General features: G+C 40.4%; 12 protein-coding genes. 3 read left to right on the top strand and 9 right to left on the bottom strand.

What is annotated here, in order from left to right; genetic code table 11:
* Positions 1-180: 180 nt before the first annotated feature.
* Positions 181-468, bottom strand: coding sequence for a hypothetical protein (locus tag DCO44_RS03965; protein ID WP_116759313.1), 288 nt, complete (start codon positions 466-468; stop codon positions 181-183).
* 437 nt (positions 469-905) lie between these two features.
* The gene (locus tag DCO44_RS03960) at positions 906-2,138 is read right to left on the bottom strand and encodes an acetamidase/formamidase family protein (protein WP_116759312.1); all 1,233 of its coding nucleotides are present in this window, start codon (positions 2,136-2,138) and stop codon (positions 906-908) included.
* Positions 2,139-2,498: 360 nt separating this feature from the next.
* Here DCO44_RS03960 and DCO44_RS03955 point away from each other — a divergent pair, with 360 nt between their 5' ends.
* Complete coding sequence (locus DCO44_RS03955; RefSeq protein WP_044739361.1) at positions 2,499-2,756, top strand: hypothetical protein; 258 nt, start codon at positions 2,499-2,501, stop codon at positions 2,754-2,756.
* Between the two features lie 82 nt (positions 2,757-2,838).
* Here the strand turns inward: DCO44_RS03955 and lipA are convergent, their stop codons facing one another.
* Positions 2,839-3,852 carry a lipoyl synthase gene (gene lipA / locus DCO44_RS03950; protein ID WP_116759311.1) on the bottom strand — a complete coding sequence of 338 codons (1,014 nt, stop codon included), beginning with the start codon at positions 3,850-3,852 and terminating at the stop codon, positions 2,839-2,841.
* A gap of 195 nt (positions 3,853-4,047) precedes the next feature.
* On the opposite strand from lipA, the gene sthA reads away from it, so the two are divergent.
* A complete protein-coding gene (gene sthA / locus DCO44_RS03945) occupies positions 4,048-5,463 on the top strand; it encodes a Si-specific NAD(P)(+) transhydrogenase (RefSeq protein WP_116759310.1) in 1,416 nt (471 codons plus the stop codon).
* A 75-nt stretch (positions 5,464-5,538) separates the two neighbouring features.
* On the opposite strand, the gene DCO44_RS03940 is transcribed toward sthA, so the two are convergent.
* The 6 genes from DCO44_RS03940 to map form a co-directional block, all read right to left on the bottom strand.
* The gene (locus tag DCO44_RS03940) at positions 5,539-6,495 is read right to left on the bottom strand and encodes a TauD/TfdA dioxygenase family protein (RefSeq protein WP_116759309.1); all 957 of its coding nucleotides are present in this window, start codon (positions 6,493-6,495) and stop codon (positions 5,539-5,541) included.
* Positions 6,496-6,602: 107 nt separating this feature from the next.
* A complete protein-coding gene (locus DCO44_RS16585) occupies positions 6,603-6,740 on the bottom strand; it encodes a hypothetical protein (protein WP_165815680.1) in 138 nt (45 codons plus the stop codon).
* Positions 6,733-7,947, bottom strand: a complete 1,215-nt coding sequence (locus tag DCO44_RS03935; RefSeq protein WP_116759308.1) for an MFS transporter — start codon at positions 7,945-7,947, stop codon at positions 6,733-6,735. Before DCO44_RS03935 ends, DCO44_RS16585 begins: the two co-directional genes overlap by 8 nt.
* Positions 7,948-8,319: 372 nt before the next feature.
* Positions 8,320-9,666: an MFS transporter gene (locus DCO44_RS03930; protein ID WP_116759307.1), complete on the bottom strand. Its 1,347-nt coding sequence runs from the start codon at positions 9,664-9,666 to the stop codon at positions 8,320-8,322.
* A gap of 427 nt (positions 9,667-10,093) precedes the next feature.
* Positions 10,094-11,164 (bottom strand): OmpW/AlkL family protein, encoded by a 1,071-nt coding sequence (locus DCO44_RS03925; RefSeq protein WP_116759306.1) that lies wholly within the window; start codon positions 11,162-11,164, stop codon positions 10,094-10,096.
* A 306-nt stretch (positions 11,165-11,470) separates the two neighbouring features.
* Positions 11,471-12,316, bottom strand: a complete 846-nt coding sequence (gene map, locus DCO44_RS03920; protein ID WP_116759305.1) for a type I methionyl aminopeptidase — start codon at positions 12,314-12,316, stop codon at positions 11,471-11,473.
* A 210-nt stretch (positions 12,317-12,526) separates the two neighbouring features.
* Here map and rpsB point away from each other — a divergent pair, with 210 nt between their 5' ends.
* Entirely contained in the window at positions 12,527-13,279 is a 753-nt protein-coding gene (rpsB, locus tag DCO44_RS03915; RefSeq protein ID WP_116759304.1) for a 30S ribosomal protein S2, read from the top strand.
* The last annotated feature ends 85 nt before the right edge of the window (positions 13,280-13,364 follow it).

Here is a 13,364-nt window from a genome sequence, read left to right as displayed (position 1 = left end):
GAGCGGGCTGTAGTTATGGATGGTGGATACACTGCGCAATAACAATACTTATAAATCAAGATACGGCTCTATCTAACCATAAAAGAATCGTTTTTCTTTAGATAGGGTCGCCGCTTTTTCCTTGACCAGTGGGAAACGACTGGTTCTTTTTAGAGGCGGAGTATATGCCCGCTTAGCTCTTTATTTCTCACTTTTAAAAAACAGCAACAGCATTGAAATTAAAGTTAATATTAAAATTACTGGCCAGATAATCAGTAAATCAATACGGATATTAGCGTTTGGTGATTTGAGTTGAACTAAAAATTCCCAGAGCGCATAAAGCAGCCATAAAATTGCGGTCAGTCCTAAATATTTCGCGCTATGCTGGTGGCTAAAATTACGTACGATTAAATAGCCGACAAAAAAGATGCAGGCAATCCCGAAAATGGAAAGAGGCTTTGCGACCAATAAATTTGTTAGAAAATTCATATCAACCTCCTGTAAAGATTTTTATGCGCAAACTTATAGGACTGGGATGAATGACATTTTGAGCTGGAATTCTTTGGATCATACCTGAGTCTAGCATTTGAAGGTCTTTAAGTTTTAGGGAGGATTTAACTTATCGACACAGACCAATTCGTTCTAGTACACATGGGATCGAATCGTTTTCATTGGCTTAAATTATCCATGTATCCTTATCGTAATAAGTGTATGCACGGTTTGAATCTTGTCATTATTCTTATCCTGTAGCGTATATAGATAGTTTATAATTTAGCTGATTTTTTAATCAATTGCCTGACGTATAAATGTAGTGATGAGTTGTAAACAATGGTGAGCCGAAACAGGCAAGATATGTTGGATCTAAGAGAATGATGTTGCAGATTTGAAAAAGGTGATTGCCAAATCACCTTCATTTTCATTATCAGTTATTTGCTAGGATTTTTTGACTCAAACTCTTTAAAATCGGCTTTGCGGATTTTGGCATGAATACCTTTAGTGCGGTCAACCACCTGTGAAACTTCGAAATCTGTTGCAGCGCTTAAGTAAGCATAAGCTATCGCCTCATCAATACCATATTCTTGATGTAAAAAACGGATTGCTTCACGGGTTGATTTTTTCATTGCTTCATCTAGATCGGCATCTAAACCAGGAGTAATCCAAAACTCTGCATTTTCTGCTAAAGGTTGTTTAATTTCTTGTCCCGGAATTTTATCTTTACCTGCTTTCAAGAGTGTAAATTTGAGGGTCGCACGTGCTGAAGCTTCTAATGCTGTCAGTGCGACTTCACCATCACCTTGCGAGAAATGGCTATCGCCTGTGTAAAAAAGTGCACCTTTGACTTGTACTGGATAATAGGCAGTTGCACCCGCACCAAGCTCATTAATATCAATATTTCCACCATACAATGCCGGTGGTACAGAGTGAACAGGTTCAGAAGTATTTGCAGCTACCCCCATAATGCCCATAAAAGGATAAAGCGGGAAACGAATTGCTTTACCTGATGCAGTTTTTAATACGCCTTCATATTCACCTTGAGCATTCTTTTCAATTGGGGTGAAAATTGAAACATTGCCGAAACGTTCAGGATGTTCAGCAGATGGATTATCTTGTTGAGGTCTCTTTGGGAATTCTCCGACCAATGCTCCTTTGCCGTGTCGATTCGAAATTACACCATAGGGTACACGTGGTTCGACCTTAATCACTTCGACTTTTAAAATATCCCCAGGCTCAGCACCTGCAATGGCAACTGGCCCTGTAACAATGTGCGGACCATCTTTATGGAAGTCATGTGCTAGTTTGGATTGGGTAATTTTTTTGGCTTCATCTAAAATATATTCAGACTTGGCCCCTTTAGATTGGAAATATTTGTCTGCATCACGGCCTTGATCTTCAAGTAAACCTTCATGGGAGACCGTATCGAATGTGACAAGGCTTCCAGAATTTACGGTCAAAACTGGTTTTGCATCTCGATTGGGTAAATAGCCCCAAGTAATGGTATTTAGTGTGGATGGCACATAGTAGTTGCCTTTATATGTACCCTCTTTAAGTAAGATTGGTTTTTCAGATATTTGTTTAAGAATTTTGAAATCATCGGCATAGGTGAATGCTGAGCTCAATGTCGTTAATACAGCCAATGAAATAAGTTTAATTTTCAACATAAGTTTAACCTTTACTTAATCTATCTCCAATCTATGTATTTGATATATAGCAATCCTTATGCCAATTTTGCTTTCTCAAGCAATTCAATACTTCTAATAAATTATGTGAAAATTAAATTAGTTAATTTGACTTATGATGATGCATTTTATGGATAGTTTTATACTTATTGGTAAAGTATGCTTATTTTAAGAGCAGTTCTATGATTGATGATATTTTTAAAAAAAGTGAGGTTATCTCAATTTTTGAAAATAGGTCATGTTAGAAATTGAAAGATAAAAATCCGTACAATTTTTCAACTTTATCTCTATTCTGTTTGCTATGATCAAAAGAAATAATTCATCAATACCAAGAGAACAAGAATGAGCTTTATTACAGCCGAACATGCCAAAATTCTTACGGCAACCGCCAAATTGGATATCAACCTTTATAAAGAGCGCTTAGCAAAATTAATTGAAGAAAGTGCTCAGCAGGGGAATACCGCCGTATTTGCTGTTTTACCTAAGCACTTGCCGCTAAGTGAAATTCGGGAGCTTTCGGCTGAATTGACTCAGTTGGGCTATCAAGTTCGCTTTGAAGTAAATGAGTTTTTTTATAGTTTTAACGTTTACTGGATATAGTGTAATCGCTTTAAGTGATGTTCATGATAATAAAAAACCCTTTAAATAATGTATTTAAAGGGTTTTTAAATCAAAGACTTAATTAAGCTTCAATCGTTTGCACTGCAATTTTCTTTGCTGGATCTACTTTACGACGCACTGCGGGTACAGGTTCGCCATAGTATTGGCGGTCAGCAAAGTAACTTGATCGAACCATTGGTGCAGACCAGATGTTTCTAAAACCAAGTTTACGACCATGTTCAGCGTAACGCTCGAATTCTTCTGGGCTGACAAAACGGTCAATCGGTGCATGTTCTTTAGATGGCTGTAAATACTGACCGATAGTCACATAGTCCACATCATGCGCACGTAAGTCATCTAATAGTGCAATGACTTCTTCTTCAGTTTCACCAATACCGACCATCAAACCACATTTGGTTGGAACGTCTGGGCAGTATTCTTTAAACATTTTAAGTAACGTTAAAGAGTGTTGGTAATCTGAACCCGGACGCATCGCTTTATACAAACGTGGCACAGTTTCAATATTGTGGTTAAACACGTCTGGTGGGCATTCGGTCATAATGCGTAAGGCAATATCCATACGGCCACGGAAGTCTGGCACCAAAATTTCGAGTAAGGTTTTCGGGCTTAAACTACGCGCTTCTTTAATACAATCGACAAAGTGCTGTGCGCCACCATCCAATAGATCATCACGGTCTACCGAGGTAATAACTGCATATTTCAAACCTAAATTTGAAATGGTTTCAGCCATATGACGTGGTTCATCTGGGTCAAGCGCATTTGGACGGCCATGAGCAACATCACAGAATGGGCAACGACGAGTACAGATGTCACCCATAATCATAAAGGTTGCCGTACCACCGCCAAAACATTCTGGTAAATTTGGACAGGCAGCTTCTTCACATACGGTATGTAATTTTTGCGCCCGTAAAGTTGTTTTAATGCGTTGAACTTCCTCAGGCGCTGTCATCTTGACACGAATCCAGTCTGGCTTACGAGGCACTTCAACCGTAGGAACAACTTTGACAGGAATACGTGAAACTTTTTCTGCACCACGAAGTTTGACACCCTGTTCAGGTTTACGGCTTTCAGACATATTCAACTTTTCCACTGTTTACACGGAGAGATATGCAAATATTATAACGGAATTGCACATTGATAGGGCAAAAACACTATTCATTTTCTAAATGTCGTCATCATTCAATATATGACTATGAAATACAGCAAAGTCAGCTATTTTCAGTCATAATAGAGCGAAAATAGACACAGATTTATAGAAAAGGAGCGTTGAATGGCACGTAAGAAAGAGGTCGTTAGTGGAACTTTCGTGAAATACGATGCGGTCGTTCTCGGTTCGGGTCCTGCTGGCGAAGGCGCGGCAATGAAACTTGCTAAATCGGGCAAGCGTGTTGCAATTATTGATATGCGAGAGCAATTGGGGGGCAACTGTACCCACGTTGGCACAATTCCAAGTAAGGCATTGCGTCAAACAGTATCGAGCATTATTCGCTATCAACGCGATCCAATGTTCCAAAAAGTGGGGGATTGGAAGCAATTCACCATGAAACAAGTGCTACGCAATGCGCATAAAGTCATTCAGCAACAAGTTGAGACGCACTCGCGTTTTTACGATCGTAATAAGATTGATATTTTCCACGGCCGTGCCTATATCCAAGATCAAAATACAATTTTGGTTTTTACGCCTGAAGGGATTAAAGAAACCATCATGTTCAAGCAGTTGGTGATTGCGACGGGTAGCCGTCCGTATCGTCCTGCCATGCTTGATTTTAATCATCCACGTGTATTTGATTCAGATAAAATTTTGGATTTGGATTTCTCGATCCAGAAAATCATCATTTATGGCGCAGGTGTAATTGGCTGCGAATATGCGTCAATTTTCATTGGTTTAGATCATAAAGTTGATTTAATTAATACCCAAATGAAATTGCTCAGCTATTTAGATGATGAAATTTCAGATGCCTTGTCGTATCACTTGCGTGAGCAGGGTGTATTGATTCGTCATAATGAACAGATTGATCATCTTGAAACTTTCGATGATCACGTGGTGATGCATTTGCTCAGTGGTAAGAAAATTAAGGCTGATGCGATTTTATGGTGTAATGGCCGCTCGGGTAATACAGATGGTCTTGGACTAGAGAATGTTGGTATTACGCCAAACAGCCGCGGTCAAATTACTGTGAATGATCAATATCAAACGGAAGTTGAGAATATTTACGCTGCGGGTGATGTAATTGGTTGGCCATCGCTGGCTTCTGCTGCTTATGACCAAGGTCGTTGTGCGGGGGCAAACATGAGTGGTGAAGAAGGTGTTGAACCCGTAGTTGATATTCCTACAGGGATTTACACCATTCCAGAAATTTCTTCGATTGGTAAGAACGAACAGCAATTAACGGAAGAAAAAATTCCGTATGAAGTGGGTCAGGCATCTTTCCGTCATTTAGCTCGTGCGCAAATTACAGGCGATACTGTCGGTGAATTGAAGATTTTGTTCCACCGCGATACTTTGGAAATTTTGGGCGTACATTGTTTTGGTAATAACGCTGCGGAAATTATTCACATTGGTCAAGCAGTGATGAACAGTCCAAATAATACCATCAAGTATTTTGTGGAAACGACATTTAACTACCCAACAATGGCTGAAGCGTACCGTGTAGCGACTTTGAATGGTATGAACCGTTTGTTCTAAACATTCAGTGAAGTGAATAAAAAGCCCATTTTAATGAATGGGCTTTTTTATGCGCTGAGGAATGATAAATATCGTTTAGAAAGGTCGAGCACCTGCCAAGCTAATACGTTTTAATAGGCGACGTTGTTCTGCGGGAAAGGGTGTTCTCGAATGTAAAGTGACTTGATTGTCCCAAAACACGATATCTCCCGTTTCCCACTGATGTTCGTAGCGGAACTCTGATTTTAGAATATGTGCGCGTAGTTCGGCGATGAGTTCACTCCCTTCAATATCATTCACATTGACCAATTCAACTTCCGAACGCGTATTCAGCCACAACGCTTTACGTCCCGTTTCAGGGTGAATGCGTACAAGTGGATGTGGATAGGCATGTCCTAAAATCGGTTGATCTTTAAAGCGGTAGTAGGGTGAGTCTGCATAACCACTTGTCCCTGTATTACTTTGTGCACGGACAAAGGGGTTATAGGTAATGAGCTGTAACGAGTCGATTTTCTTTTTAATCTCATCTGAGAGGGCGTCATAGGCTTTAATGGTATTGAACCAAGTGGTTTGTCCACCGTTCTGTGGAAGTTCAATGGCATAAAGCAGTGAGCCGAAAGAGGGAATAGGTGTCCATTGGTGATCGGCATGTGGACTTAGCTCGCCGTGACCAGTGTAGTCTCCTTGCCCCACTGCATTTGACACAGGGACAACATCAGGCGGGACACCAGTGTCCGATTGGCTGGCAAGTACTGGATTATCAGCGCTTGGGCGGAAAATGGAACCAAAGTAGCTGGCAAAAGCTAGATATTGTAAATCATCTAAACTTTGTTGTTTAAAGATCAAAACTAAATGCTCTGCTAGGGCTTGTTTAAGACGGAAAATGGTTTCGCCAGACTGCGCTTTACGTGCATCTAAGCCTGTCACAACTGCGCCTAAAGCTTGATCTTTCAAGGGGGTAATTTGAATTTCATTTGAATGTTGAAGAGCTTCAGCTAAATGCCACTGCGGTGCATCGTGAATGGCTTGAGAAAGTTGTGTAAGACTGGTCATTGTTATTACTCTAAATTTCTTGTTGTTTTAAACTAAGAAAAACTCAGCATTTTTTGAAATAAGAATAAATGCTGAGTTTATGAAAAGTAGAGTCAATCTTTAGACGATTAATGGGGACAAAATGCCTGATTGAAATATTCAAATAGCTGTGGGGTTTGCATCCATAAAATAATTGCAAGCGTCAATAAACTGAGGATGAGCATCACAACAGAAGTTTTAATCCAAAATACAGATGAATTATTCATGGACCACCGCCTTTTCATCGACAAAGAAATGAACCAGTACACCTAAAACACTGAGTGCAATTGAAATCATCCAAACCGCTTGATAATTTCCTGTCATGTCATGATTCACGCCACCGAGCCATCCACCAAAAAATGAACCGACTTGATGGGTAAAAAATACAATACCGCTGAGCATAGACAAATAACGAATGCCGAACATATTGGCGACAATCCCGTTGGTTAATGGGACGGTAGATAACCATAATAATCCCATAATGACGCCAAAACTATAGATTGTCCATGTACTTAACGGTAAGGCTAGAAAAGCAATAATAGCGATGCCGCGCAGCGCATATAAACCCATGAGCAGTTTAGGTTTGGAAAATTTTCCCCCTAACCAGCCCGCACTGTAAGTACCAAAGATATTGAATAATCCCACTAAAGCGAGAAACACGGTGCCTGTGGTTGCATCAAAACCATGATCAATCAGATACCCTGGAAGGTGAATACCAATAAAGACCACTTGGAAGCCACACACCATAAAACCTAAAGATAAAAACCAGAAAGGTTTATGGGCTTTTGCAATGTTCAAAATTTGTTTAAAACTGAGCGTAGGTGCACTACTTGACGTTTGGTTATTCGGTGCAACATACATGGGTGCTTTTAGCATCCAAGCGAGCGGAACAATAAAGGCAATTAAAATCGCACTGACAATTAAAGCGGCTGACCAACCAATATTTTGCAATAGCAATAAGGTGGATGGCAGCATAATAAATTGTCCAAACGAGCCAGCGGCACTGGCAATGCCCATAGCCAAACTACGTTTTTCAGGGGGGGCGGCGCGACCTACTGCTGATAACAAAACAGGAAAAGAGGTTGCAGATAAAGCCAAACCTAAAATCAGACCGACACTGACATTCAGCATAAAGCCAGTTGAGCTGACGGACATGAGTAATAAGCCAATCGCGTAGAGAATACCTCCTACTGTGACGACAATTTTACTGCCATATTTATCGGCAAAAGCCCCTGTGAAGGGCTGTACGGCACCCCAAATGAGGTTTTGTAAAGCAATTGCTAAACTAAAAACGTTATGCCCCCAACCAAATTCATGGCTCATAGGAACCAAATAGAGTCCAAATGCATGTCGAACACCTAGCGAAAGCGCCAAAATGATAGCACTGCCAATCAGCATATAAATAAGAGGTTTTGAAAATTGACTTTGGGTCATTGCCGCATTCGTCTTTGAAATATGAGTTTGGTTGTATTGTACGCAATATATCGATTACATTCGATATGTGATTAAAATATTTGAAAAGTGACGTAATGATTGGGGGATTAGTGCAGCCTTATGAATATGTGAAAGCTACTGAAATAGTCATTATTTGCATATTTAGGACATTGTTGGATTAGAAATAGTTCAACATTTGATGCCGTGGATTTGTCATTTATCAGGATTTATACATTCAAGAATTAATTTTATATTAATGAGTGATTTATGGGTCTATGAATCAAGTTAATGTTTTACAGAAGAAAGAGTAGGTTATTTTGATCAGGTACAGAGCGTGAATACACACACATCTGTACCTGAGGATTTAAAGTTTTACGCTAAACTATTTCGTTCTAATACAGCTTGATCAAAAAGTTGTTTTTCTTTGGTTTTATGTTCAACTGAAAAGCGAATTAAAATGACACTAAAGGCCGCAACTGTGACTAAACCACCAAGGATGAATAGACAAGTTTGTACGTCTAATACGCCTTTCAATAAAAAGCCAGCGGCTACTGCACCCACATTACCCCCAGCACCAATAATCCCTGCAACACCTCCTAAAGCATCACGGTCAATAAAAGGCACCAGTGCATAAGTTGCCCCACATGCCATATGGGTAAAGAGTGCAAATACGGTCATGCTGATAATGGCGAGTGTGACGGTATTCATTTGAGAGAATACGATTAAGAATAAACCTTCAAGTAAGACCAGCGTGAAGAGTACTTTGGTGCGTCCATCTAGGCCTTTTACGATTGCAATTTTATCTGAAACAATGCCACCCAAAGCACGAGCAAAAAGTGCCAATAGACCAAAGATACCCGCAGTTAAACCTGCCTCTTTAAGGCCCATATTGAAGTGGTCTACATAATACATTGCAGCAACGTTATGAATGAAAATTTCAATACCAAAACATGCAGCATAAGATATAAATAGAATCCAAACGCGGTAATTTCGTGCAGCTTGCAGCAAAATTGCTGTACCGCCTTTTTTGCCACTTCCTACCTCAATGCCTTCTTTACGAAGTTCTTTAAAATTCCCTTGAGGGCAATCTTGAGTGAGCTTCCAATATAAGATGCCCACAATCACCATCATGATGCCTGGTACAAGCAGAGCAATGCGCCATCCCATGCTTTGTTCTACACCAAACATTACAATTGCCCCAAGAATAAGCGGCATGAGGGCTTGTGTTGCGCCGCCGCCTGCATTACCCCAACCCGCCGCTGCTGCGTTCGCTGTACCCACGACATTCGGTGCAAACATAATACTGGTGTGATATTGGGTAATGACAAAACTCGCGCCAATGGCACCAATCAGTAAACGGAAAAATAAAAAGGATTCGTAGGTATTGGCAGCGGCAACCCCAAATACAGGAATACTGCCGAGTAATAAAAGGGCCGTATAGGTCTTTCTGGGACCATAGTTATCACACAATGGACCGACAATCAGGCGAATTAAAATAGTAATCGCAACGGCTGCAATATTAATGTTGGCAATTTGATCTTTGGTTAAATTAAATTCGCCTTTAATTACAGGCATGAGCGGTGCGCAGGCAAACCATGCAAAGAAGCAGACAAAGAATGCGAGCCAAGTCATATGGAACGCACGCATGGCGGGTGTAGAAAAATTAAAAAGTTTAATTTGTGTCGCTTTTTTTGCATCGCTATTTATTGTTGAAGACATAACCATCCCCTGAACTGAGCGTAATTTTGTTTACAAGCTTTTCGAGTGACTTGTAATCCGATCAGAACGGACATCGTTGGCCGTCTATGTACTGTGTGAATCGACGTTGATTCATCTTATAGATTAAAATGCAAGCAATATGCCAAAAGTGTGATTTTGGCTTGATTCAACGGATACTGTGATTAAACACGTGAGTTTGTTGGTCAACATGAGTTCAGAGGTCATGAAATTCTGAGAAAACCCCGCTGGATAAAAAGGGATAAAATCTGATCAAAAATAATTCATTCTTTAAAGCATTCAATAAAAGTGCATCAGAACAATGCACTTTAGATGAAAAGTTGGGGGGATAAAACTCAGGAGTTATTCCACGGTATTTATACTATTTGAATGAATACCATGAAGAGAAATCCGAATGAGTTTTCAAATTTTAAAAGCGATAACCAATGCCTGCATAAGCGAGAATTGGATTGATCTCAATATCGGCTTTGGAGCGGATAAGTTCACCGAGTTTGGCATCGGTCACGGTAATGGTGGTGTCATTACTGAGTTGAGCATAACTGACCGAACCAACAGCAAACCAATTGCTATTAAAATCGTAGGTAAATCCAACTGTGGCAATAGGTGCAAAGGTATCAGATGCTTCAAGATCCACTTGAGGGTTGGCTGAACTGGTTTTACCTTCCAAAGATCCGCCAGCTTGACCTTCTTTAATATTGGCAATCATATGACCAGCGGCAATTAAATCTTGTTCAATGCGTGGGTTCATTTCTAATTCATTAAAATAAGCATACATGACACCTAAACCGACATAGGGACGAAACTTATTCACCCCAGTTTTGCCAAAGTGATATTGCAATTCAAATGCAGGTGTCCATGCCCGAGCCGAAGCAGCAGTGCCATGAGCAGACAAATCGGTAATCAAAATATCATTTTCAAGTTCCAGTTGACCTAAAACACTGCCTAAAGGACTGGCAATGGCTGAAAAGGGAGCATAGATTTTTCCTTGACCTTGTAAATCGACCTTAGGGGGAATCCCTGCTTTGACTTCAACGGAAACATGGTCGGTAAAGAAATAATTGCTCATGATGCCTAAAGTTGTAACATCATCTGCCTGAAGTCCAGTACCTGCATTGTCCCATTGGCTTAAGCCGTGTATTTGGGCAGTACCGCTGAGACTTGAAGGGACGGGAGCATCAATTGCAGCCAATCCTTTAAGAGCTGCTTTCAACAGTGGATTAACGTCACTGCCTGATCGAATATTGTCTAAAACGGTTTGTGCCTGAATAGTGCCGACCTTTGCAGTTTCACCTTCCTTGACAGCCGTATTGACTCGAAATGGTTGGGCTTGACCTTGTGGCATAACATGTAATGCACCCACAGAAATGGAAAAACGTTTAAAGCCATCACCATCTTCTAGGCTGAAATAAGGGAATTTAGCATGGCTAAATGTAGGGATAAGGGTCATCGCAATTGAAAATGCTAATCCTGTTTTCTGCATAGGGGACTCCATGTCCATTTTCATCATTTTTATTCAGGGGCATTATTCAATAGAGCAGCGAAAGAAAACTGTTGTTTTCGAACAGGTATAGTTTTAAAAAATTGTGAAAATTACCGTGATTTTTTTATGGTTCTGTTACTTATCAATCAATCATGTTATTTCTAAAAAGAGTGAGCGCACGTGGCACAACTTATTTGAGTCTTTTCTAAATACTTATTAATGAAAAAGAAAATAGTTTGGGATGGTTATTTGGGGATATAAAAAAAGATCACCCGAAGGTGACCTTTTTGACAACTGACTTAGATTTTAAGCCAATGACACGGTTTCAGTCTGAAAACGAGATAAATCTTCTTCAGGACGGGCTGTTAAAATTTCAACGCCATCTTTAGTGACTAAAATGGTATGTTCATATTGCGCAGAAAGCTTATGATCTTTGGTCACAACTGTCCATTTGTCACCCAATAACTTAGTTTGCCATACGCCTGCATTGACCATTGGTTCAATGGTAAAGGTCATGCCTTCTTCCAGAATCATGCCACTGTTGCCTTGACCATAATGCAATACTTGAGGTTCGTCATGGAATACCGTACCAATACCGTGACCACAGTATTCACGAACGACGCTAAAGCGTTCTGATTCAACATATTTTTGAATCGCTAAACCAATATCACCAATGGTCGAACCTGGTTTAACCGTCGCAATACCACGATACATGGCTTCTTGAGCAACTTTACATAAGCGGTCAGCAAGAATAGATGTCTCTTCACCCACCACGTACATCATATTGGTATCGCCGTGATAACCATCTTTAATCACAGTGACATCAATATTTAAGATATCGCCTTTCTTTAAGATTTTACTTTCAGATGGAATACCGTGACACACCACATGGTTCACAGAAGTACAAATGGTATGTTGAAATGCTGGACGGCCTGGTGCCGCACCATAACCTAAACATGCAGGGATCGCATTTTGTACATTCACAATATAATCGTGACAAATCGTGTCTAATTCGAGGGTTGTTACCCCTGGTTTGATATGCGGTTTGATCATATCCAACACTTCTGCCGCCAGTCGTCCCGCCACACGCATTTTTTCAATTTCATCGGCAGTTTTAATTAATCGACGGGGAGCTTGATAAGTTGTATTCATGATCTCTAAAAACTTTTGGAAATTTATATGTGACTATGGTATAAATAGCCGCCCATTTTATCAAATGCTTTTTCGTGAATATCTTTACGAGTCATTTGATTGAAATAGGTAAAAAATCCGCACATATATCGACACATTACTCTGGGTGCCCTTTTAAGGGTGGAGAATGCGGATATATGGAGGCCTAACCCAAACTTTAAGGTAAAGAAAATGGCAGATTACAACGTAAGCATGCGCGACCTTCTTCAAGCAGGTGCGCACTTTGGTCACCAAACTCGTTTCTGGAACCCAAAAATGCGTCAATACATTTTTGGTGCGCGTAACAAAATTCACATCATCAACCTTGAGCACACTGTTCCTGCGTTAAACGATGCTTTGAACTTTGTTAACAATCTTGCAAGCAAAAAGAACAAAGTATTGTTCGTTGGTACTAAACGTGCTGCTTCTAACATCATCCGTGAACAAGCTCAACGCGCTGGTCAACCATATGTAGATCACCGTTGGTTAGGTGGTATGTTGACGAACTGGAAAACACTTCGCCAATCTATCAACCGTTTGAAAGACCTTCAAACTCAATCTCAAGACGGTACTTTTGCTAAGCTTACTAAACGTGAAGCTTTAGAGCGTACTCGTGAGATGGACAAACTTGAACGTGCTTTAGGCGGCGTTAAAAACATGGGTGGTTTACCTGACGCATTATTCGTAATCGACGTTGACCACGAATCAATCGCGATTAAAGAAGCTAAAAACCTTGGTATTCCTGTAATCGGTATCGTTGATACAAACTCTAACCCAGACAACGTAGATTTCGTTATCCCGGGTAATGACGATGCGATCCGTGCAGTAACACTTTACGCTTCTGCTATGGCTGATGCGATCCTTGCTGGTAAAGAGTACGCTCAAACACAAGCAAATGCACAAGCAAAAGGCGACGAAGCTGCTAAAGAAGCTCCTGAGGCTTAATGCGTTTTGACGCAAGCTTGTCATTTTTGCGACATGTGATGGTGGCAAAGTAAGCGTCATGTATGCAGACGGCCCATGAGCATCC

This window comes from Acinetobacter sp. AM, assembly GCF_003105055.1.
In the GTDB taxonomy this organism is placed as follows: domain Bacteria; phylum Pseudomonadota; class Gammaproteobacteria; order Pseudomonadales; family Moraxellaceae; genus Acinetobacter; species Acinetobacter tibetensis.
This window is presented reverse-complemented; position numbering and strand designations above follow the sequence as displayed.